At 57.3% G+C, this 21,738-nt stretch carries 19 protein-coding genes, 1 rRNA gene and 3 riboswitches; of the genes, 14 read left to right on the forward strand and 6 right to left on the reverse strand.

The genetic code is table 11. The features are described from left to right. The first annotated feature begins 217 nt into the window (after positions 1-217). Positions 218-334, forward strand: a 5S ribosomal RNA gene (gene rrf, locus G538_RS0105435). A gap of 221 nt (positions 335-555) precedes the next feature. Next, positions 556-1,875: a cell division protein PerM gene (locus G538_RS0105440; RefSeq protein WP_157544309.1), complete on the forward strand. Its 1,320-nt coding sequence runs from the start codon at positions 556-558 to the stop codon at positions 1,873-1,875. Position 1,876: 1 nt separating this feature from the next. Here G538_RS0105440 and G538_RS0105445 read toward each other — a convergent pair whose 3' ends face one another. After that, positions 1,877-2,380, reverse strand: coding sequence for a hypothetical protein (locus tag G538_RS0105445; protein ID WP_029068527.1), 504 nt, complete (start codon positions 2,378-2,380; stop codon positions 1,877-1,879). Positions 2,381-2,484: 104 nt separating this feature from the next. Here G538_RS0105445 and purN point away from each other — a divergent pair, with 104 nt between their 5' ends. Both purN and purH read left to right on the forward strand, forming a co-directional pair. Next, complete coding sequence (gene purN / locus G538_RS0105450) at positions 2,485-3,150, forward strand: phosphoribosylglycinamide formyltransferase (RefSeq protein WP_029068528.1); 666 nt, start codon at positions 2,485-2,487, stop codon at positions 3,148-3,150. An 11-nt stretch (positions 3,151-3,161) separates the two neighbouring features. After that, a riboswitch (ZMP/ZTP riboswitch) is annotated at positions 3,162-3,248 on the forward strand. Positions 3,249-3,321: 73 nt separating this feature from the next. Continuing rightward, the gene (gene purH, locus G538_RS0105455) at positions 3,322-4,926 is read left to right on the forward strand and encodes a bifunctional phosphoribosylaminoimidazolecarboxamide formyltransferase/IMP cyclohydrolase (RefSeq protein WP_084618120.1); all 1,605 of its coding nucleotides are present in this window, start codon (positions 3,322-3,324) and stop codon (positions 4,924-4,926) included. Positions 4,927-4,978: 52 nt separating this feature from the next. On the opposite strand, the gene G538_RS0105460 is transcribed toward purH, so the two are convergent. After that, a complete protein-coding gene (locus G538_RS0105460) occupies positions 4,979-6,400 on the reverse strand; it encodes an NAD(P)/FAD-dependent oxidoreductase (protein ID WP_029068530.1) in 1,422 nt (473 codons plus the stop codon). A gap of 104 nt (positions 6,401-6,504) precedes the next feature. Beyond that, positions 6,505-6,635, forward strand: a riboswitch (FMN riboswitch). 172 nt (positions 6,636-6,807) lie between these two features. Between G538_RS0105460 and ribD the strand changes: the two genes are divergently transcribed. The 6 genes from ribD to G538_RS0105490 all read left to right on the forward strand — a co-directional run bounded on the left by ribD (position 6,808) and on the right by G538_RS0105490 (position 11,859). Continuing rightward, on the forward strand, positions 6,808-7,872 hold the full coding sequence (gene ribD, locus G538_RS15235; RefSeq protein ID WP_051196610.1) for a bifunctional diaminohydroxyphosphoribosylaminopyrimidine deaminase/5-amino-6-(5-phosphoribosylamino)uracil reductase RibD: 1,065 nt from the start codon (positions 6,808-6,810) through the stop codon (positions 7,870-7,872). Beyond that, positions 7,865-8,503 carry a riboflavin synthase gene (locus G538_RS0105470; protein ID WP_029068531.1) on the forward strand — a complete coding sequence of 213 codons (639 nt, stop codon included), beginning with the start codon at positions 7,865-7,867 and terminating at the stop codon, positions 8,501-8,503. Before ribD ends, G538_RS0105470 begins: the two co-directional genes overlap by 8 nt. After that, on the forward strand, positions 8,500-9,735 hold the full coding sequence (ribB, locus tag G538_RS0105475; RefSeq protein WP_029068532.1) for a 3,4-dihydroxy-2-butanone-4-phosphate synthase: 1,236 nt from the start codon (positions 8,500-8,502) through the stop codon (positions 9,733-9,735). The genes G538_RS0105470 and ribB overlap by 4 nt, the downstream gene beginning before the upstream one ends. A 13-nt stretch (positions 9,736-9,748) precedes the next feature. After that, a complete protein-coding gene (gene ribH / locus G538_RS0105480) occupies positions 9,749-10,222 on the forward strand; it encodes a 6,7-dimethyl-8-ribityllumazine synthase (RefSeq protein WP_029068533.1) in 474 nt (157 codons plus the stop codon). Then, positions 10,219-10,524 carry a DUF3017 domain-containing protein gene (locus G538_RS15240; protein ID WP_051196611.1) on the forward strand — a complete coding sequence of 102 codons (306 nt, stop codon included), beginning with the start codon at positions 10,219-10,221 and terminating at the stop codon, positions 10,522-10,524. The genes ribH and G538_RS15240 overlap by 4 nt, the downstream gene beginning before the upstream one ends. Before the next feature lie 114 nt (positions 10,525-10,638). Beyond that, positions 10,639-11,859 carry an NADP-dependent isocitrate dehydrogenase gene (locus tag G538_RS0105490; RefSeq protein WP_029068534.1) on the forward strand — a complete coding sequence of 407 codons (1,221 nt, stop codon included), beginning with the start codon at positions 10,639-10,641 and terminating at the stop codon, positions 11,857-11,859. A gap of 65 nt (positions 11,860-11,924) precedes the next feature. Here G538_RS0105490 and G538_RS0105495 read toward each other — a convergent pair whose 3' ends face one another. Continuing rightward, positions 11,925-12,668, reverse strand: coding sequence for a TetR/AcrR family transcriptional regulator (locus G538_RS0105495; RefSeq protein ID WP_169514100.1), 744 nt, complete (start codon positions 12,666-12,668; stop codon positions 11,925-11,927). A gap of 143 nt (positions 12,669-12,811) precedes the next feature. On the opposite strand from G538_RS0105495, the gene G538_RS0105500 reads away from it, so the two are divergent. The 3 genes from G538_RS0105500 to G538_RS0105510 all read left to right on the forward strand — a co-directional run bounded on the left by G538_RS0105500 (position 12,812) and on the right by G538_RS0105510 (position 17,926). Beyond that, the gene (locus G538_RS0105500; RefSeq protein WP_029068536.1) at positions 12,812-15,451 is read left to right on the forward strand and encodes a YhgE/Pip domain-containing protein; all 2,640 of its coding nucleotides are present in this window, start codon (positions 12,812-12,814) and stop codon (positions 15,449-15,451) included. Between the two features lie 94 nt (positions 15,452-15,545). Beyond that, positions 15,546-16,532: a malate dehydrogenase gene (locus G538_RS0105505; RefSeq protein WP_029068537.1), complete on the forward strand. Its 987-nt coding sequence runs from the start codon at positions 15,546-15,548 to the stop codon at positions 16,530-16,532. Between the two features lie 92 nt (positions 16,533-16,624). Next, positions 16,625-17,926, forward strand: coding sequence for an MFS transporter (locus G538_RS0105510; RefSeq protein WP_029068538.1), 1,302 nt, complete (start codon positions 16,625-16,627; stop codon positions 17,924-17,926). 4 nt (positions 17,927-17,930) lie between these two features. Here G538_RS0105510 and purU read toward each other — a convergent pair whose 3' ends face one another. Continuing rightward, positions 17,931-18,791 carry a formyltetrahydrofolate deformylase gene (purU, locus tag G538_RS0105515; RefSeq protein WP_029068539.1) on the reverse strand — a complete coding sequence of 287 codons (861 nt, stop codon included), beginning with the start codon at positions 18,789-18,791 and terminating at the stop codon, positions 17,931-17,933. 68 nt (positions 18,792-18,859) lie between these two features. On the opposite strand from purU, the gene G538_RS0105520 reads away from it, so the two are divergent. Continuing rightward, positions 18,860-19,342 carry a GNAT family N-acetyltransferase gene (locus G538_RS0105520; protein WP_029068540.1) on the forward strand — a complete coding sequence of 161 codons (483 nt, stop codon included), beginning with the start codon at positions 18,860-18,862 and terminating at the stop codon, positions 19,340-19,342. Between the two features lie 72 nt (positions 19,343-19,414). Here the strand turns inward: G538_RS0105520 and G538_RS0105525 are convergent, their stop codons facing one another. Then, the gene (locus tag G538_RS0105525; protein WP_425402178.1) at positions 19,415-20,134 is read right to left on the reverse strand and encodes an ATP-binding cassette domain-containing protein; all 720 of its coding nucleotides are present in this window, start codon (positions 20,132-20,134) and stop codon (positions 19,415-19,417) included. A 62-nt stretch (positions 20,135-20,196) separates the two neighbouring features. Continuing rightward, positions 20,197-21,426, reverse strand: a complete 1,230-nt coding sequence (locus tag G538_RS0105530) for an ROK family transcriptional regulator (RefSeq protein WP_029068542.1) — start codon at positions 21,424-21,426, stop codon at positions 20,197-20,199. Positions 21,427-21,578: 152 nt separating this feature from the next. Further along, a riboswitch (ZMP/ZTP riboswitch) is annotated at positions 21,579-21,695 on the forward strand. The last annotated feature ends 43 nt before the right edge of the window (positions 21,696-21,738 follow it).

A 21,738-nucleotide genomic window follows, 5' to 3' on the forward strand; every position in this document is an offset into this window, starting at 1 on the left:
TGAAGGCACCCACCAGACCAGTGGGTTGATAGGCCGGATGTGGAAGCGAGGACTAACGACTCGTGGAGCTGACCGGTACTAATACGCCAACCACTAACACACACACAAAACACGCAAGAACCCTGCTCATAAACACGTCCACTACCCGGTCCACAAACCACAACCCCAAACCACACCACACTCTTCCAGACACACGTGCTTAAGGTTTCGACGATTTTGCGGCTGTCACAGCGGCAGGGAAACGCCCGGTCCCATCCCGAACCCGGAAGCTAAGCCTGCCAGCGCCGATGGTACTGCACCCGACAGGGTGTGGGAGAGTAGGACACAGCCGCAACCACACATCATGCAGGGCCCCGAACACCACACGTGTTCGGGGCCCTCACCATTACCCCCACGGTAGACAGGCACACAGTCATGTGCGCGACACCCAAGCCACGGCCACAGACCACTCCCGGGGAACCAAGAACCACAGGCAAGAACGTTGGTAACTGCCAGACGAGACACCGCTACGCGAGGCAACCACGCAATGGCGTAGTGATTCCCTAGAATGACAGCATGACCTCTTCACGCCGGTACTCCAGCAGGCCACAATCTCGTGACGCTGATCGGCAAGGATCAACCACGACTCAAACTAAAACCAGTGGTGACGCGAATCTATTCTGGGGTCGAGGAGTCCTGGCAGGAGTGCAGGCCTTCCTCTTTACAACTCTGTTAGTGATTATCCCTGTAGTTGCTACCGCAACAATATCGACCACCTTGATCGATCAAGACTCTGACCTTGGTTCAGCAAGCCTTGCAGGCCTACGAGTCTGGTTACTTGCCCATGGATATGCGATCACATTGTCAGGTGTTGAGATCACCTTGATTCCACTAGGCATAACCTTAGCGGCGCTCCTCGCAGCGCGCGCCTCAGCGCGTCGCACAGCGAATAGACACTGGCGTACGGGCCTGGCCTTCACCATGACGTACTTAGTTCTCACGCTTATCCCCGCCGTGACACTAGGCGCTAGCGTGCCCACTTTCCTGCGTGGAACCGTGATGACGCTCCTATTTGCCGCCGGAGCATGGATGTTAGGAACACACCGGTCTCACACGCCGTTGATCTTGCCACAGCGACTCACCGAAATGATCCGATCAATCCCCTGGTGGATAAGGCACGCATGCCGCAGCGGAGCAATCATGATGGCAGGCGTAACGGTGGTGAGCTCGCTGATCGTTGCAGTATGGCTATTCGTCGGGCGCGACCCCATGGCACAAGTGCTCACACAGTGGTCGCTCGATGCACCTAGTGGCGCTGCCCTGGGATTAGCGCAGGCAGTATTCGTCCCCACACTTATTGCCTGGGCTGGAGCGTGGGTAACAGGTGGGGCATTCACTATCGGAGACTACGTCCACTACTCTCAACACGATGTCACACTAGGACCACTCCCAGCTTTCCCGATGCTGGCATCAATTCCCAGTGACGTCATGACACCAACGACGACGTGGGGGTTGGCAAGCATCGTGGCGCTCTTTGCTGCGTGGACAGGGTGGCGTGCAGTCTCACGACTGAAATCTGCACGTCTCAGTACTATCGTGAGTATGCCGCTGGTAGCAGGGGCAGTTTCGCTCTTCCTCGCAGCAGCGGGGATTGTTCTCACGTCAGGTGCAGTTGGCCCAGGCGCTTTGCACCATGTTGGTATCGTTTTATGGCCTTCACTGGGTGCTTTAGCTCTTGTCTTGATCCCGGCTCACCTTGTGGGAGGTGTAGCTGGCGCACGACTTATTCGTCGTCACCTCAATGTACTGAGCGGGAGAAAAACCCGGCAGGAAAGTACAACATCGACTGAGGAAGCTACACCGGTCTCACCGAGAACGCCCCAAAGTTCAGAATGAACTAGGGGGCACTAAAGCGACCGTAAAGCTCTGTGAGAGCGTCTCGGTACTCAGTTTCGCAAGAATTTTCAGCTTGGACAGTGAGCGCCTGTCGGTGGCACTCCTGATAGTCCATTTCGATGTCCCATCGTGTAACTGTCAACGCGACGGAAATCCCGAGAAACATTGTTAAACCAACCCCCAGCAACAAGGCGAAGCGCTGAAATGTTGACACCTTCCACCGGGTAGCCAGTCTGACCGTTCTAACACCCGCAAATACTCCCCACACGGCAAATCCCACGGCAGCCATCCTCAAGGGAAGCGGCAGCATGGTGGAAATGAGTGTCGCGAACATGAGGGTCGCGGTGAGGTACATCGATGAACTCAATGTTCGGTGCTGCTCAGGAGTGAGTTGTGGAACCTCAGGTGCTGGCTTCTGCGATGGAGGTGGTTGGTTGTCCTCCCCCTTTGTGCTGTTTTTCTCATGGTTTTCGTTGCCGGTCGGTGCACTGAACGGGTTCTTCATGCCACTATTGTTCCTCACCTGGTGGACCTCACGGGACACTAGCCCTCAGCGAAGGTCCGATATCCTCAAGATGCCTCTTCAACAACGACCTGCCAGGAGTGACTATGGTCCACCGTGCCCAGCCGCCCGCGCCTCACACACCGCACACTGACAACCAAAGGGCGAGCATCGTTGTCCTTGCGTCCGGGGGAGGAACCAACTTTCAGGCGCTTCTGAAAGCCCACAATGCACCCGGGTATGGGGCGCGTGTTACTGCCTTGGTGACAGACAATCCCACAGCTGGGGCGATCGCTATTGCCCGAGAACATGGCATCGCCACTGCGGTTGTTAGCCCACGAGACTTCACCGATCGCGCTGAGTGGAATGATGCCCTCACACAAACGGTCGCGGCTTTTTCTCCGGACTACGTTTTGTCGGCTGGTTTTATGCGCATCCTTGGCCCAACTTTCCTCGCGGCGTTCCCTCACAGAGTGTTAAATACCCACCCAGCGCTCCTTCCCGCCTTCCCTGGAGCCCATGGTGTAGCAGACGCACTGGCCTACGGCGTGAAAATTACTGGTTGCACGCTACACGTTGTTGATGAAGGTACCGACACCGGCCCCATCATTGCGCAGGCAAGTGTCCCCGTGTTGCCCCGTGACACTGAAAATGAACTCCATGAACGGATCAAACACGAAGAACGATTCTTAGTGGTGGAGTGGATGTCGCGGATCGGTCGTCATGGATTGCGCGTGGATGGGCGATCAGTGACCTTGGGTGACGGTTACTGACCGGGTACACTGAACATGGCTGCGACTGGCGAGGGTGGATGACCACCGGGGAGTAGCCGCACTAACCTCACGTAGCGCCGTCCGCCTGGGTGCGAGGATCGAAATACCACCGCCATTGTGTCGTCTCACCGACACTGCCCGTGAATTCGACAAGCTACGTTCGGAGATGCTGTGTCTGCTACATCCACCCCATCGACCCCTTTGCCCTCAGAGTCTCAACACCCCATCCGTCGGGCACTGATTTCCGTGTACGACAAAACAGGACTCGCACAGTTTGCAGCGCAACTCCACGAACGCGGCGTTGAGATTGTGTCAACTGGTTCAACCGCTTCAACTATTGCTGGTGCAGGCATCCCAGTTACCGCCGTTGAGCAACTCACAGGTTTCCCCGAGTGCCTTGAAGGGCGTGTAAAGACGCTCCATCCACGAGTCCACGCGGGCATTCTTGCTGATTCGCGGAAAAAGGACCACCGTGACCAACTTGCAGAACTGGGCATTGAGCCATTTGATCTCGTGGTGGTTAACTTGTACCCCTTCAGTGCGACAGTGGCATTGGGGGCGACCCCTGATGAATGCGTTGAACAAATCGACATTGGCGGTCCGTCAATGGTTCGGGCTGCAGCAAAAAACCACCCCACAGTGTCGGTGGTTGTGGATCCGAACAGTTACGATGACGTGGTTTCAGCGGTAGACGCTGGAGGGTTCACGTTTGGACAACGTAAGCGTCTTGCAGCGGGGGCGTTTGCGCACACTGCTGCATATGATGTCGCTGTGTCTTCCTGGTTTGCTGCCCAGTATGCACCAGACGAACAGGCCGCAGAGGCGGGTGGCTTCCCAGATGTTGCTGGAGCGACATGGCAACGTGCTCAGACTTTGCGTTACGGGGAGAACCCGCACCAACCAGCTGCCCTTTTCCACAGTGTTGACGGCGGTGGGGTCGCTGGTGCTGAACAACTGCACGGTAAAGAAATGAGTTACAACAACTACGTTGATGCCGATGCTGCTTGGCGTGCCGCATTTGACCACGATGAACCAGCAGTGGCAATTATCAAACACGCTAACCCATGCGGTATCGCTGTCGGGGCAGACATTGCCACCGCACACTTGCGTGCCCATGAGTGCGACCCAGTGTCGGCATTTGGTGGCGTCATTGCGGCGAACCGTGCGATCAGTGCCGAGGCAGCCGAGCGTATCTCAACGATCTTTACTGAGGTCGTCATTGCTCCGGCTTATGAAGATGGTGCAGTGGAGATTCTCACGAAGAAGAAGAACATTCGCGTGTTGACGGCTCAGCCGCCTGTTGCCGGAACTCTGGAGGTCCGGCCTGTTTCTGGTGGAGTGCTTATGCAACATCGTGATGACATTGATGCTGTTGGTGACGCCGCTGAACAGTGGACGTTAGCTGCTGGCTCTGGTGTTGATAGCGCAGTTCTCGCTGACCTTGAGTTTGCGTGGCGTGCTGTGCGGGCGGTGAAGTCGAACGCGATTCTCCTGGCCCGCGATGGGGCGTCAGTTGGGATCGGGATGGGGCAGGTTAATCGTGTTGATTCATGCCGCCTTGCGGTGGAGCGGGCGGGAGAGGAGCGGGCGCGCGGGGCAGTCGCAGCGTCTGATGCATTTTTCCCGTTTGCCGATGGCTTGCAGGTGCTTCTCGATGCGGGGGTGACTGCCGTTGTTCAGCCGGGTGGTTCTGTGCGTGATGAAGAAGTGATCGCTGCCGCTGAGGCCGCAGGAATCAGCATGTATTTCACGGAGACTCGCCATTTCGCCCACTGAGCAGGGGAAATGGTGAACGCTTTGGGCTACCCCGGATTGACAATAGGGTAGTCTAGGACAGTGGTGTCTCTGCCCGGTGCGCGAGGGCAGAGACACCTTTGTCATTGGTGAGTGCAACATTCTTTAGTGGAATTGTTGGATCGGCGAAGGCTCGCGGGTCAATTGATATGGGCCCATTCCGGAATATTCGGCGGGCAGCTGAGGTGTCACGTGGTGAGTTAACAATCATGAGCGCTGTTGCAGCTCCGTTCGGTGAGAGCCAAGCTGCGAGCCACGACGTTGGGCTAATCTCCCGGAAAATAACCTCATTGGCTAGATGTGGGACCCCAAACACATCGACGTGGTGCGCTCCTTGAGTGGAGAACACATGCGGCGTGGTAGATGCAGGCTGGGCGATGCCTAAGACATCGTGGGCGATACGCTCTGGGTCAGTGAGCGCAATGTTCCAGTGGCCTGGCATGATGTCTCCCCACGTGTTGTCATACCGGATGGCGCAGTCGCCAACAGCGTAGAGCCCAGCGAGGGTGTGCCCATGTTGATGGACGGCGCCGGTTGGGGTTGTGGTCAGTAATCCGTCTTCACGGGTGATGACAGGGCTGGAACCTTCTGGTGGTGTGGCGAGCCAGTGTGTTGCCGGGCGAACACCCACGGCGGTGATGACGACGTCGGCGGTTACCGTGTTGGTGGTGCCAGCCTGGGTGTAGGTGACACATGTGCGGGTTGTGGCTGGCTGTTTGTTGACGCTGGTCACGATGGTGTTGCACTGGAGTGTTACGTCGGGGTGTAGTGCACCTATTCGTTGCCCCACCGTTGGACCGAGTTGCCGCCACAGGGGGGAGGGGCCAGATTCCAGGACCGTTACCTGGTGTCCGTGGTGAGTAAGGTGACCAGCTAGTTCAAGTCCAATCCATCCTGCACCAATGATGACGATCGATGCCCCCTGTGAGGGTGCGTTGGTAGCAATGTGGTGAGAGTTGCTGACTTGCAGGTCGGCACTGGCATTCGTAATAGCGCTACGCAGACGTTCGGCGTCGTCCAGCGTGCGCATTGTGTGGACGTTTTCCCAACCGTTCGGCACGGTGGGCGTAGACCCAGTAGCGATGACGCAATGTGTTGCCGTAATAACGTGTCCGGTGTTGGTGGTGACTGCCCAACGGTCTGTGGCGTCAGTGTGTTGCGTGGGAGAGGTTGCCGGTGAGGTATCACGAGTGGTGATGGGCACTATTGTCTGAGCTGTTGTCCCTCGAAAAACATGATCAGCCACAGTTTCCACCGTGATGCCTAGTTCTTCTGAGAGCCATGCCGGTTGCTCCCGTGTGAGGAGTTCTTTGGACAACGGAGGCCTGTCATACGGCGGACTAGATTCTTGCGAAACGACGGTGATGACGCCTTGATGCCCAGCATGACGTAGTGCGGCTGCGGTGCGGATGGCAGCTAGGCCACCACCAATGATGACAACGGATTCACGCTCCATGGTTCGACTATATGACCCACCGTGGTGCCCTGGGGGACAGCATGACCCTCAGGTGATGAATGCCACCAATCGCGGAGGGGTGTGCATGCCATAATGAAGGAGAAACGTTATTCCGGGGTCGGTGTAAGTCCGAACCGGCGGTTATAGCCCGCGACCCTGACACAGGTCACCGTGTCAGGTTGAATCAGTGAAATTCTGATGCCGACAGTTAAAGTCTGGATGGGAGGAATAGCGTCGCTGCAGCGTACGCTGCAGCGACTGCGTGGACCGCTGAGTATCGGCGTATGCCGTTGCGCTGCTGGCGCCATGCAGTGAACGCTCGCTTTCGCGCACCCACGGGGTGTGTCGTTTAACGATGCGTTCGCTGAACCTCCCATCACCCCTCTTGTGGGTGTGGGGAGGGAACGATGGACACGCAGACCGTCCTTGATCGAGCGTGTGAACACGCGGCACTGGGGCCACGGGGTGCGAACCCGCTCGTTGGTGCCGTGCTCGTCGAGCATTCAACTGGGCGCAACGCCACGGGGTATCACCGAGGCCGTGGAACAGCCCACGCTGAAGTTGATGCGATCCGCAACGCGCAAGCGGCGAACCTCGAACTGGCACAGTGCACCCTCTATGTCACTCTCGAACCATGCGCCCACCACGGCGTGACACCCCCCTGCACCCAAGCAATTCTTCAGGTGGGCATCCGACACGTCGTGTACGCGGTACCCGACCCAACCCCCACTGCGTCAGGTGGAGCGCACACCCTGCGTACGGCAGGCGTTGACGTCACGCATGTGCCGCATCGGCCCTCCCAAGTACTTAACGACCGGTGGTTGGTTGCACAACACGGTGGACGCCCATTCATCACAGCGAAAATAGCGCAAAGCCTCGATGGGTATGTCGCCGCTGCCGATGGCACGTCCCAGTGGATTACTGGTGATGCTGCCCGCGCCCACGCCCACACACTGCGCCACACAGTGGACGCTATTGCGGTTGGAACCGGAACACTACTGCACGATGACCCCACCCTCACCGCACGGGCAACCTCCGATGGTCCGCAGCCTCTGCGTGTCCACATTGGCCTCACCCCCACCCCGGACACAGCGAAGGTGCGCGGCGATGGAAACTTCCTTCACCTGATGACGCGTAACCCCACTGAAGTCGCACACACACTAGCAACCCGCGGAATCCGGCATCTACTCATCGAAGGCGGACCGACTCTCATCGGTGCGTTCCTCCAAGCGAACCTCGTCGACGTACTTCAGGTCTACACAGCGCCACTCCTGCTCGGAGCAGGTACCTCCAGCGCGAACCTGCCACAAGTCACCACACTTGCTCACGGCCTGCGGCTCACCCCAGATCCAACAACCCAACCGCAATGGCTTGGCACAGACCTACTTACCCACTACATCCCCAGTGCTCACGTGCAGTCCACCTCGCACAACACCACAGCAGCGCATGCATCAGGAGAATCCCATGTTTAGCGGCATCATCAGTGAACTCGGAACCATTGAGGAAGTGCACCTGCACAACGACAGTGCAACCCTCACCTTGAGCGCCACCCACACGTTAGAAGGGTTGCCGCCAGGGGGATCACTTGCCGTCAATGGTGTGTGCCTCACCGCTGTGCATGACGTGAACGCGCCGGGTGTTTTCACTGCAGAACTCATGGGAGAAACACTGCAACGCACAAACCTTGGTGCCGTGCGCCCCGGCGACACGGTCAACCTCGAACGGTGTGTCACAGCTGCCACCCACCTTGACGGGCACATCGTCCAAGGGCACATCGACACCACCGGCCACGTGACCCACCGCACCGACCACGAAGAATGGACCACCCTGCGAGTATCACTACACCCGCAGTACGCGCCGCTCGTGGCTGAAAAGGGATCCATCGCCCTCAACGGGGTGTCACTGACGATCACCGCAGTAAGCGACCCAGGAGAAAGCCAACCCTGGTGCGAAGTAGGCCTCATCCCTACCACCATGGCCCAAACAAACTTGGGGCGAGCATCCACCGGAACTGTGCTGAACATTGAAGTAGATGTCCTCGCGAAATACACCCAACGCCTTCTCGCTTTCGCTCCGAGCGCCCACCAGGAGAACGCATCATGACCTTGCAACTGCACCCCATTGACCTAGCCATCAGTCACATGAAGCGTGGCGGAATGGTCATCGTTGTCGACGACGCAGACCGTGAAAACGAAGCTGACCTCATCATGGCCGCACAAGACGCCACCAGCGAAGACATCGCTTTCATGGTGCGACACACATCAGGAATGCTCTGCGCACCAATGACCGCTGAGCGGGCGGAACACCTTGACCTCCCACCCATGGTGATGAACAACCAAGACCCCAAACAAACGGCCTACACCATCACCTGCGACGCCACCCATGGCACCACAACAGGGATCAGCGCAGCAGACCGCGCCGTGACACTACGTGTCCTCGCTGACCCAGCCACCAACCGCACAGACCTCAACCGACCAGGTCACGTCCTCCCACTCATCGCGGCACCAGATGGTGTCATGACACGCCGCGGCCACACCGAAGCTGCGGTCGACCTATGCCTGCTCGCCGACAAACACCCCGTAGGGGTCATCGCAGAACTCGTCAAAGACACCGGAGACATGATGCGCGGTGAGGACCTCATGGAGTTCTCCCGCACCCACGACCTCCCCATCATCTCCATCGCTGACCTCGTCACCTGGAGAGCCGCAACAAACCTGCTCGCCAACACCAACGCAGTGCCCCAACAAACACCACCCATCACCCTGCCCACCCCCAGAGGCAACTACACCGTGCACGCCTGGCGGTTCACCACAAACCACGGCGAAACCGTTGAACACCTCACCCTGTCCACATGGACCCCGGCCATGCACACCACCCCAGCAGTAAGAGTCCACTCAGAATGCCTCACCGGAGACGTCTTCGGCTCATCACGCTGTGACTGCGGTGACCAACTAGCCGGAGCGCTGCACTACATCAACACAGTGCCAGGCATCGTGGTGTACATGCGCGGACACGAAGGCCGAGGCATCGGCCTATTCGACAAAATTCGTGCCTACCACCTCCAAGACCAGGGATACGACACCGTCGACGCCAACACTGCACTGGGGTTCGCACCCGACCAACGCACCTGGGAACACGCGGCCGCCATGCTCTCAGCTCTCGGAGCACACGACATCAACCTCCTCACCAACAACCCCGCAAAACGAACCGGGCTCGAACTACACGGCATGACCGTGAGCACAACAACAAGCATCGAACAGCCCCCAACACCCCACAACGAAACCTACCTGCGCACCAAAAAAATGCGCATGGACCACCAACTCAACAACGTCTAAGGAGACAACTCTCATGGCTGGACACGGAGCCCCCGACGCACACCTCACCCCCGTAACTCACACCATGCGCGTCGCAATCATCGCTGCCCAATGGCACGAACAACTCATGACTCAACTCGTAGACTCAGCAACTCGCGCCGCTACCGATGCACACGTGGAGTACACCGTGGTCCGCGTTCCCGGGACATTTGAGTTGCCCGTCGCTGCTGCTACGCTCGCAGACACTTATGACGCACTAGTGGTGCTTGGTGTGGTCATTCGGGGCGGAACGCCTCACTTTGACTACGTGTGCCAAGGCGTGACCCAAGGTATTACGACGGTGTCTGTGACCACGCGAACCCCCATTGGATTTGGTGTGTTGACTTGTGACACGGAAGAGCAAGCTATTGCGCGTGCTGGCGGCCCAGGGGCAGTGGAAGATAAAGGCTACGAGGCAGCATCAGCGGCGATCATGACCTGGCAAGAGTTGCGTAAAGTAGGGGTATGACTTCCACGCCGCCACCGGTTGACACCTCAAAAGAACTTTCGAGTCTCCGTACTGCTCTGATGTGGGTGGTCTTGGGGCTGGTTGCGGTGTGCACGCTCATCATTGCTTTGGTGAGCGCGCGCACTGGTGTTTATGCCATGTCTGGTTTGATCGGCCTCATCGGGTGTGCGCGTTTGGTGTTACCAGGTGCGCCTTTTGGTATCTCTGCACGTAGCCGCCTGTTTGATGTGGCGTGGTGCTGGGGTATCGCTGGCTCGTTGGCGTTTTTGGCGACCTCCTCGTCGGCGATGCAGTCGCTATAGCAACTGCTCTGGATGTGTGCGTGAGTGTCCGCGGACAGAAAGTATCTTGATATCAAGAAATCGGCTAAAGTGGGGACGGCAGATGTGAACCCCAGACCAAGGAGAGTTGCTCGCATGGGCAAGATCAAGGTTGTTAATCCGGTCGTCGAACTCGATGGTGACGAGATGACCCGCATCATCTGGCAGTTCATCAAGGACCGCCTCATCCACCCTTACCTCGACATTGATCTTAAGTACTACGATCTGTCGATCCAGCACCGTGATGCCACTGATGACCAAGTCACCGTGGACGCAGCCAACGCCATTAAGCAGTACAACGTCGGTGTGAAGTGCGCGACTATCACTCCTGATGAAGCCCGTGTTGAGGAATTCGGCTTGAAGAAGATGTGGGTTTCCCCTAACGGGACAATCCGTAACATTCTTGGTGGTGTGGTCTTCCGTGAACCCATCATTATTTCCAACATTCCACGGCTCGTCCCTGGGTGGAACAAGCCCATCATCATTGGCCGTCACGCACACGGCGACCAGTACAAGTCCACCAACTTCAAGGTTCCTGGTCCGGGAAAAATCACCATGACCTTTGAGCCAGCCGACGGCTCAGCGCCTCAGCAGTTTGAGGTAGTCACCATGCCTGAAGAGGGCGGCGTGGCGATGGGAATGTACAACTTCAACGAGTCCATCAAGGACTTCGCCCGGGCATCCTTCGCGTACGGGTTGCAGCGCAACTTCCCCGTGTATCTGTCCACAAAGAACACGATCCTTAAGGCCTACGACGGCCAGTTCAAGGACCTGTTCCAAGAGGTCTTCGACGCTGAGTACAAAGATCAGTTTGATGCCGCAGGCCTGACCTACGAGCACCGCCTCATCGATGACATGGTTGCTTCAGCCATGAAGTGGGAAGGCGGCTACGTCTGGGCATGCAAAAACTACGACGGCGACGTCCAATCTGACACCGTGGCACAGGGCTTCGGTTCCCTGGGTCTCATGACATCAGTACTGATGACCCCAGACGGCAAAACTGTCGAAGCAGAAGCAGCCCACGGCACAGTGACACGTCACTACCGCCAGCACCAGCAGGGCAAGCCAACGTCCACCAACCCCATTGCGTCAATCTTCGCGTGGACACGTGGTCTAATGCACCGCGGAAAGTTGGACAACACACCTGAGGTCATCGAGTTCGCTAAGACACTCGAAGATGTCGTCATCACAACCGTTGAGTCTGGCAAAATGACGAAGGACCTCGCTTTGCTCATTTCTAAGGAGCAAGAGTTCCTCACCACGGAAGAGTTCCTCGCAGCTATTGACGAGAACCTTTCAGCACGCCTCGGAGCATAAGCTCACCCGCACGCAATCATGTGAATGGAGGGCACCCGCCACATGGCGGGTGCCCTCTTGGTGTGTCAAGATGCGGGCCGCGTCATAGATCTGATGAGCTCAGGGAGCAACCGGGCTATCAATGATCCATGACGTGGTGATGGATCCGTGGCACTCGGCGACTGTGTGGGTTCCCGGCCAGCGTCAATGATGTCGTTGCGGGTTGAGCGCGCGGACAGTGCAACGATGAGTTCCACCAAGTCGGTTAACGAGCACACTGGGACAAGATTGAACGACTCCATAATGGCGTGGAGTATGTCGACCAACGCCGCATAGAACTGCGTTGAATCTTCTGCGAGGCTGCCAGCTGATTCGGGAAACCTGATCTCGTAGGTCGCAAATTCGTTCCACAGAAGGTAGCGCTCGCGGTCGCGGGGGAGTACCTGGAGCAGTATTTCTACCGCGCCGTCGATGGCGTTGGAGTGCGTTGGGCTCCAGGTGCTGAGCACGTTTTCGACGTTTTCTAGCATGCCGTGCCATTCGAGGCGCGCTACTTCAAAGACGAAGTGGTCCATGTCGGTGAAGTTTGAATAAAACGCACCTCGGGTGAAACCTGCTTGCGAGGTGATGTCACCTACGGATGTTCCGGCAACGCCTCTATTAGCGATGAGTTCACGCCCTGCGGTAAGCAGGGCGGTCTGGGTGCTCGCGCGTCGGTCGGTGGGGGTGGAATGGCGCAGTTGGCGCACGGTGGCACGACGTGCAGAGAGATGCGCGGACATGCTGGTTGCTAGTGCTTGCCGGGCACTGTGGTTTCCTGTCTGCTCCATCACATCAGGATACAGGTGTGTCTTCATATGTTGCCCACGACGGATACAGGTGTGTATCGTTTTGTTGAGTAGTTCGATACATACCTGTATCGAAGTGTGTTGTTGGACGATGCACGCACGCATCGAGAGATGGAAGTACCACCATGAGCGCACCCAACGCGCCGCGCCGTATGCCGCACATGACACGCAGCACCACAATGAACTTCGTCATTTTGGCCATCATCGCGTGTATCCCACTGATGTACGCCGGGCTCCTCAGCTTTGCCTACCAAGACCCAGTGGAAAACGTCTCGGACATGAAAGCGGCAGTCGTGAACCTCGACTCTGCATACACAACCACGCTGTCCACGGGCGACACCGAAACATTTGACCTGGGCGCTGAACTGGAAAACACCCTGACAGATCCAGCAGACGGCGAAGATGTTGGATTCACCTGGAAGCCCATGACTGAAGACGAGGCGAAAAAAGCCCTGACTAGTGAAGACATCAGGGCGTACATGGTCATCCCAGAGAACTTCTCCGCAACAGCCGGGACCTTGGGAACGCCGCAGGCAGCAACCACACAACCGGTGAAACTCGACATCGTGACTGATGACTCCGTCAACTACCTGACCGGGACCATGGCGCGCACCGTAGCAGTGACTCTCCAAGATCGGTTATCAGCCCAAGCCGCTGACCAGTACATCAACACGGTGCTGGTGTCGATGACAAGTGTCCACGATGGTTTCAGTGAAGCGGCAGACGGGTCCAACACTCTTGCTGAAGGGGCCACAGATCTCCACGAGGGACTAGTAACGCTCGATGACGCACTGACCAGTGCACACGACGGTGCTGGCGAACTCGCAAACGGTGCCGGTGAACTCGCAAACGGCGCTGGTGATCTTGCGGCAGGAACTGGTGACCTGTCACAGGGCGCAACACGACTCTCTGGGGGCGTGGGCCAACTACACGCAGCCATTCCTGAACTCGCTGATGGTGCATCACAACTAGCAGGCGGGGTGGACAGTGCACACGACGGTGCAACTGCACTTGCCTCAGGTGCAACAACACTGCAAGACGGGGTAGGGCAGTACACCAAAGGCGTAGACAAACTCGCGGACGGTATCGCTACTCTCGCTGGTTCAGCAGACGGTTTACGCGACGGAGCTCAAGGCATCGACAAAGGAGCTGCGTCACTGAATAAAAAGTTAGGACAATATGCCGACGCCAGCGGCCAGTTCTCAGGGAAAGTAACGCAACTATCTGCTGGGCAAGAAAAACTCGCAACAAGCGCATCAGCGCTCAACAATGCTGTGGGCGAACTCGCTGCACAGTGCACCGCAGCAGGCGGTGCAGCCCAGTTCTGCGCATCTCTCGACGAGGTCGCTCAGCAACACAACAACCTCGCTGATTCAGCCTCAACTCTGTCAACGAACAGCGCCGCCCTCAGTGGTGCCGCACAAGAACTCACAACATCAGCTGGGCAACTCGCTGAAGGATCAGCGGGATTAGCTACCGGGGCCAGCCAACTGTCGACAAGCATCGGGAAAATCTCTGATACCGCAGCAGATAAAACGGTGCTTGGAGCATTGAACTCAGCACAACAAGGAGCCGAAAAACTTAGCGACCAGTCCGGTGCACTACGCAAAGGTGTGAAGTCCCTCAGCGCAGGCGCAACCAGCCTGAGCGAAGGCACAAACACGCTGGCAACAGGTGCCCAAGCGTTAACCTCTGGACTCCCCACACTGACCGATTCAGTGGGTCAACTCGACACCGGCGCTCGACACCTCGCCGCAGGTGCCAACAAAGCAGCCACAGGCGCCCAACAACTTGCAACAGGTGCTGGTGTACTCGCTGACGGGGCAAACACCCTCAATGGCGGTCTCGGCGAAATAGGGGAGGGAGCCAACGATGCGACGAACGGCGCGGAACAACTCGCAGACGGGTCAACAAACCTCTGGGAAGCATTAAGTGACGGCGCCGAGCAGGTCCCAACATACACAGAACCCGAACAGCAGAGCATTGCAGAAACAGCATCAGCGATCGCCGATGTTTCCCCTGTGCGCCTCAACGCAGTCCACAACGCTGGTGCCGGGTTCGCCCCCATGTTTATGGCACTTTCCCTATGGATTGGTGGAATCGCTCTCTTCCTCGTCATGCCAGCACTTGACCGCCGACACTCCACTACAGAGAAATGGTGGATGAGCGCTACCCGTCCCATGGCCATTGCAGCTGTGGTTGGCGTCGTCCAGGCAACACTAGCCATGGTGCTCGTGAATACCCTTGTTGAACTGAACGCAGAAAACCTGTGGGGGCTTATAGCAATCGCAGTGCTGTCATCCTTGACGTTCATCGCTGTGAACCAAGCGTGCGTTGCACTGCTCAGCTACCGAGGCAGGTTCGTCTCCCTCGTGCTGCTCATTGTGCAGATTACGGCGATGGGTGGAACGTTCCCCGTTGAAACCGCACCACAGTTCTTCCAAGACGTTCATGCACACCTGCCAATGACGTGGACCCAGTACGCCATCCGCGCGATGATCGCCGGCGAAGGTGTAGACGGAGCTATCACCCAGTGCCTACTCCACTTGGCTCTGTGGTTCAGTGTGGCTATTGCGCTGGTGTTTGTGAGTGCGTGGGTGCGTGCCGGGCGTCGTCCTCTAGCCCATGACAACGCAAACCTCGCCGACACACTTGACAGCGAAAATGCACCGTTTGGCACCGATGGTTTAGAGGTCGAGGACACCAACGACATCGATGAAGCAGTCGACACGCTAGTAGGTAGCGGGTCAGGGCGCCACGCCTGACCATAGACCAGCGTGTCCGATAGAGCGCAGAGTGCGCTGTGACACATAGGATGGGTGGAAGGCCGTAAGTCCCACCCATTCTAGGAGTAGCAGCGTGGCAACACCTCAGAACGTGACCATTACAGGAGGCGCAGGCCAGATCGGTTATGCCTTGGCTTTTCGGATCGCCAACGGAGAAGTTTTTGGCCCCGACGTGCCAGTAGCAATCAGGCTCCTTGAAATCCCCTCAGCGACACAAGCCGCTGAGGGGGTTGCCATGGAACTAGACGACTGTGCTTTCCCGCTATTGACCTCAGTGAACGTCTATGACGACACAACCGCGGCATTTGACGGCGTGAATGCCGCATTCCTTGTCGGAGCGAAACCGCGTAGCCAAGGAATGGAACGAGCGGACCTACTCACCGCCAATGCCGGAATCTTCGTCCCGCAAGGCAACGCCCTCAATGAGGGAGCCGCACATGATGTCCGTGTACTGGTAGTGGGCAACCCCGCAAACACCAACGCATGGATCACTGCGACAAACGCCCCAGACATCCCCCGAGACCGGTTCACTGCAATGACTCGTCTTGACCACACCCGAGCGCTTGCCCAACTAGCAGCCAAACTACATGTACCCACCGCCGACATCACGCGAGTAACAATCTGGGGAAACCACTCCGCCAAGCAATACCCCGATGTCAGCCACGCCCTCGTTGGGGACCGCAGTGTTACTGACCTGCTCAATGATGACCACTGGGTACAAGGAGAGTTCATCGACACCGTCGCCAAACGTGGGGCTGCCATCATTGCTGCTCGTGGTGCGTCCTCAGCGGCATCTGCCGCCAATGCGGCAGTGTGGCACATGCGTGATTGGGTACAAGGAACACCAGCAGGGGATTGGACCTCCGTGGCTCTGCCATCAGACGGTTCATACAACGTGCCAGACGGCTTAGTGTCGTCATTCCCCGCGGTGAGCATCGATGGGACATGGCAGATCGTTCCAGGGCTCGACATCACCGAATTTTCCCGAGAAAAAATCGCCCTATCAGTCGAAGAACTCCTCAGCGAACAACAAGCAGTGTCAGCGCTCGGCATCGGGTGACAGGCTGATAAATCAACAGGTAAAAGTGCCACGGCACACTGACGTGATCAGGAAGACTGGCTCCCGGTGATTTACCGGTAAAGTAGCGTGCTGTGCACACACCCCCACGCCGTAAGAGCCTTGTTTGGCATGTCGATTTTCGCCAACTATGGATCGCTGATGCGCTCAGCCAAGTAGGAGCCCAACTCACAGCTCTCGCACTACCAATTTACGCCGTGCAGTATCTCGGCGCCTCAGAGCTAGAGATGGGTTATCTCTCTTCCTCGCAAACAATCGCGTTCCTCATCCTTGGGTTGCCCGCCGGGGTGTGGGTTGACCGAATGCTTAAACGCTCAGTACTCATCTGGTCAGATGTTCTGCGAGCGTTAGTTCTTGGCGCTGTCGTCGCCTTCGCAGTAACAGGCAACGGCTCTATGGCGATGCTGTATATAGCTGGTGTCATCCTGTCAGTGGCGACCGTGTTCTTTGACATCGCTCACCTGTCGTACCTTCCAGGGTTAGTGGGCCTCAAACACATCTCGGAAGGGAACACGAAACTTCAAGCAACCTACTCCATCGCCGCAGTTGCAGTGCCTGCGGTTGGCGGGTTGCTCCTTCGGGTTGTTTCAGCACCATTGCTTATCGCCGTCAACGTGGTGACTTATGTTGTGTCAGTGGTTTTCCTTGGGCGGATTCGCCACCGTGAACAACTTCCAGACCGTAGCCAACAGCTTCCGCTGTTGCCTGCAATCCGTGAAGGGCTCACATTCATTGTGACCACCCCACTATTGAACCGCTTGGTGTTTGTCACAGCGGTTAGTGCCTTTTTCTCCACTATGGGCTGGGCGATGGTCACCTTCTATGTCCTGACCACGTTGGATTTGGGAGAAGGCGCGTTGGGGGTCATCATGTCCGCTTCAGCGGTGGGAGGAATCCTTGGTGCAATCTTCGCCCGCATGGCTACCGTGTGGATTGGTGAGGGGCGAATCATTGCGTTGTCTGCGCTCGCAAGCCCGATCATGTTCGCGGGGATCCCTTTGGCTTGGCACCTGCGACACGAGTTGAACCCACAAATCACCTTGATTGTTGCGGGTTTCTTGATGCAAATTTCGGTGACTCTCTTCAACGTCGCCCAGGTGAGTTTCCGCCAGCGTCTGTGCCCGCCACACCTGTTGGGACGGATGAATGCATCGTTTCGTTTTATTGTCTGGGGAACGATGCCGTTCGCCGGAGTTGTTGGCGGAATGATTGCACATCAGTTTGGTGTGGTCACGATGTTGTGGGTGGTTGTTATTGGTGAAATAGCGGCTGCGCTGCCCTTGGTGTTTTCCCGTTTTATGACGTTGCGTGAACTGCCTTCGACTGTGGTGGAGACGGTGGAAGACACCACGGACCCCACCACAGACGAGCGTTAGGAATCTAGCGGAAAACGACCGTTTTGTGGCCGTTCACGAGTACCCGATGCTGTGCGTGCCATGCCACTGCACGTGACAGGACGCGTCGCTCGACGTCTTGGCCCAGTGCGATGAATTCGTTGATGCTCATCTCATGGTCTACGCGTTCGATGTCTTGTTCGATGATGGGGCCTTCGTCGAGATCTGCGGTGACGTAGTGCGAGGTTGCACCAATGAGTTTGACACCGCGGTCGTGGGCGCGGTGGTAGGGCCGGGCGCCTTTGAAGGACGGTAAGAATGAGTGGTGAATGTTGATGACTCGCCCTTGTAGTTCACGGCACAGGCGATCGGAGAGGATCTGCATGTAGCGGGCGAGGACGACGAGCTCGGCCCGGGTTTCGTGCACGAGGTTGAGTAGTTCGTCCTCGGCCTGTTGTTTACTCTCTGCCGTGACGGGAATGTGGTGGAATGGCACACCGTAGAACGCTGCGAGGTCTTCTAAGTTGCGGTGGTTACCAACAACAGCGACGACCTCAATGGGGGAGCGCCCAGCACGCTGTTGAAAGAGGAGGTCATTGAGCGCGTGTGCAGCGGTTGAGACCATGATGATGGTGCGCACTTTGCGTCCAACGACGTCGAGGCTCCAGGTCCACTCAAAACGTGTGGCCAGTGGCTCGAGTGCGGTGGTGAGTTCCTCACGGCTTGCGGATGTCTCAACTTGAACCCGCATGAAAAAGAGATTTGTGTCTGGGTCCCCGAATTGTTTGGACTCGGTGATGTTTCCCCCGTGTTCCGCGATGGCCCCGGCAACTGCGTGGACGATTCCGGGGCGGTCAGGGCAAGACAGGGTCAGGACCCAGTGTTCTGAGGCAGGTTGGTGTGTCACACGTCCAGAGTACTTCGCTCTGCGTGGACAGTGGCGCAAACGTCCACAAAGTCTGACACGATAGGGGCATGAGTGAGAACGACATCACAATCGCACTGGTCGACATTGAGCACGCTGGTGAGCTACTCACGTTGCGTCGCGCAGCTTTTGTTACTGAAGCGCAAACCTATGGCGACCCAAATATTCCGCCCTTGACGCAAACACTTGGTGAGCTGAAAGAGGACCTGCGCCGCGAGGACGTTGTCACTCTTGGGGCGTGGCGTGGGCACCGACTTGTCGGGTCAGTGCGTGTGGAGCTTGAAGATGGTAAAGCTACGTTGGGCCGACTCGCGGTGGCCCCCGATCTCCAGGGGCGCGGTATTGGCACTCAGATGATGTTCGCTGTTCTGCCGCATCTCCCTGAGGAGACCACCGAGATCTGGGTGTTTACTGGTAAAGACTCGAAGCACAATTTGGCCATGTACCAAGCTCAAGGCTACGAGCACCAGCACGATCAAGTTGCCGGTGACCTCACGTATGCATACCTCCGGAAGATTCTCGGCGACCAATAACCTCCTGCGGTACCCCGTCCTTAAACCACCTGAGAGAAGACGCCATGTCGTTGCTCTCAGGTGGTTTATGCGTTATTGGAGTCCGCTGAGTGAATCCGTTGCCCCGGTGATGAGTGCTACGAGTTGCTCGTAGGACACGTCAGCGGTGTGGAATGTCCCAATGTTTTTCCCAAGGCGTAGCACAACGATTCGGTCGGCAACGGCTCGCACTTCGGCGAGGTTGTGGCTGACTAATACGACTCCCAGGCCTCGTTCGCGCAGGGATTCGATGAGATTCAAGACTTCAGCCGATTGGCTCACTGACAACGCTGAAGTGGGTTCATCGAGGAGGATAACTTTGGGGTTTCCCAACATGGTGCGAGCAATTGCAACGGATTGTTTTTGCCCCCCTGATAGTTGGGCAACGGGGGTGCGGATGCTTGGCATTCGGGCTTTGAGTTTGCGGAAGAGTGATGTGGCTTGTTCTTCCATCTCGTGTTCGTGGAGCAAGCCACTTGTGGTGAGTTCGCGGCCCAGAAACAAATTGTTGACGATGGTGAGGTTGTCAGATAACGCGAGATCTTGGAAGACCGTTGCGATCCCAATGCTTTGCGCGGTGCTCGGAGAGTTGATCATGACATGTTCACCATCGAACGCGACATAACCTTCATCAGGTTGATACACGCCTGCCAGTACCTTGACCAACGTTGATTTGCCAGAACCGTTGTCCCCAACGAGAGCGACAACTTCGCCGGGGAAAACGTCGAGGTCGACATGGGTTAACGCATGGACAGCGTTGAAACGTTTTGTCACATTCCGCAGTGAAATGATCGGCTTGGCCCGGTCGCGGGGAGTGGGACCGGATACAGCGTTGTTCACTGGTCCTCCGTGGGATCTGGTGTGTGTGTCAGCGGTGAGGGGCGTTGTTGTGTGGAATAGCCGTGAAGGAGATCGCTACGCTCCAGCGCGTAAGCGATCGTCCCGATGATCTCAGCGTCCCCAGCGAGGCTACCAGGGACAATGTGGATGGATTCTGCTGTGCTAGGTAGGGCGAATCGTTCGATTGTTTCACGGAGGGGGTCGAGCAGGATCGCCCCTGTTTTGGCGAGGTCACCGCCCACTACCACCCGTTCGGGGTTGAAGACATTGCAAAGGTTCGCGGCTGCGAGCCCAATCGCACGCCCAGCATCGGCGATTGCGCGCATGCAGCCTAAGTCGCCATCACCGGCGTAACGCATCATGTCTTTCAGTGTCATCACACCGTGACTGACTCGAAGTGCTTCGAGTAGCACATTGCCACCGGCAACTGTTTCTAAGCAACCACGGTTTCCACAGCGACAAATTTGGCCGTCAGGGTCTGATGTGGTGTGCCCAAATTCGCCAGCGGAACCATTCGCTCCCCAAAACAGTTCCCCGCCAATGATTAAACCAGCGCCGATGCGTTGACCAACTTGGATGTACAAGGTGTGTTGCGCCCCTTGGGCAGCGCCATGGCGTAGCTCGCCCAGTGCACCCATGTTTGATGAGTTAGCGACGTAAACGGGTTTGTTGATGCGTTCAGCCATCACCTCCGAGACCGCGACGTTGTCCCAACCACGCAATATTCCAGGCGAACTAATCAACCCATTTGCTCGTTGCACAGGGGCTGGAAGCGCTACAGCAACACTCAATAATTCGCTGGATTCAGCATCGAATGTTTCAAGCATGTCGGCAATGAGGAGAGCTGCCCTATCCAACCCAGCATCTGCTCTGTGGTCTGTCCCCAACGGAAGCTGATGGTCGGCAAGTATGGTGCCTGCACTATCCGCCAAAGCGACCCGCATATGACGTAACCCGAACTGGACACCGCCAACCATTCCCGGTGTCCGAGCCAACGTGACGTGCTGTGCTCGCCGACCACTGCGTGTACTAGGAGCAGTCTGGACCACGCCAAGGGTGGTGAGTTCTTTCACGATGTTTGACACGGAGGCAGCCGACAAGCCAGTAGCACCGGCGAGCTCAACCTGAGTTAGCCCGCCGAATTGTCTGATGGCTTCGACAATCCGCGCGCGATTGGATTCGCGAAGCGAAGACTGCGACCCCGGTGTCGGCGGCTTTGCATTCACACTGTGAACTCTAGCGAAGGTCAGGGCACTGCGGATACTCATCGCCGTCTTCGTGCGCGTGTCGTGGGGCTCCTTCACCGTTCGCACACAGAAAACGTGTTCCACGTGAGCGGTGCCACTGTGTCGCGATCGGCCCCAATCCGCTAGACTCACAGAAGTGTCGCAACTGGCGTTTCCGCCCATGCTGTTCCAGCGTGGGTGAGTGGTGGGTCACCACCGGGGAGTGACACATATGCTTCGACCAAGGGTCGTCCGCCTGGGCCCGGTCACCACACGGCGTGTGCGAGACCGGAAGCCTGTCTGTCTCCTGTG

The sequence above is a fragment of the Jonesia quinghaiensis DSM 15701 genome (assembly GCF_000423205.1).
GTDB lineage: Bacteria > Actinomycetota > Actinomycetes > Actinomycetales > Cellulomonadaceae > Jonesia > Jonesia quinghaiensis.

Coding starts and splice junctions, on each gene's coding strand:
- G538_RS0105495 (WP_169514100.1), bottom strand. CDS start 12,668: ATGGAGCAGACAGGAAACCACAGTGCCCGGCAAGCACTAGCAACCAGC.
- G538_RS0105500 (WP_029068536.1), top strand. CDS start 12,812: ATGAGCGCACCCAACGCGCCGCGCCGTATGCCGCACATGACACGCAGC.
- purN (WP_029068528.1), top strand. CDS start 2,485: ATGGTCCACCGTGCCCAGCCGCCCGCGCCTCACACACCGCACACTGAC.
- G538_RS0105460 (WP_029068530.1), bottom strand. CDS start 6,400: ATGGAGCGTGAATCCGTTGTCATCATTGGTGGTGGCCTAGCTGCCATC.
- G538_RS0105470 (WP_029068531.1), top strand. CDS start 7,865: ATGTTTAGCGGCATCATCAGTGAACTCGGAACCATTGAGGAAGTGCAC.
- G538_RS0105490 (WP_029068534.1), top strand. CDS start 10,639: ATGGGCAAGATCAAGGTTGTTAATCCGGTCGTCGAACTCGATGGTGAC.
- G538_RS0105445 (WP_029068527.1), bottom strand. CDS start 2,380: ATGAAGAACCCGTTCAGTGCACCGACCGGCAACGAAAACCATGAGAAA.
- ribB (WP_029068532.1), top strand. CDS start 8,500: ATGACCTTGCAACTGCACCCCATTGACCTAGCCATCAGTCACATGAAG.
- G538_RS0105440 (WP_157544309.1), top strand. CDS start 556: ATGACCTCTTCACGCCGGTACTCCAGCAGGCCACAATCTCGTGACGCT.
- G538_RS0105520 (WP_029068540.1), top strand. CDS start 18,860: ATGAGTGAGAACGACATCACAATCGCACTGGTCGACATTGAGCACGCT.
- G538_RS15240 (WP_051196611.1), top strand. CDS start 10,219: ATGACTTCCACGCCGCCACCGGTTGACACCTCAAAAGAACTTTCGAGT.
- ribD (WP_051196610.1), top strand. CDS start 6,808: ATGGACACGCAGACCGTCCTTGATCGAGCGTGTGAACACGCGGCACTG.
- ribH (WP_029068533.1), top strand. CDS start 9,749: ATGGCTGGACACGGAGCCCCCGACGCACACCTCACCCCCGTAACTCAC.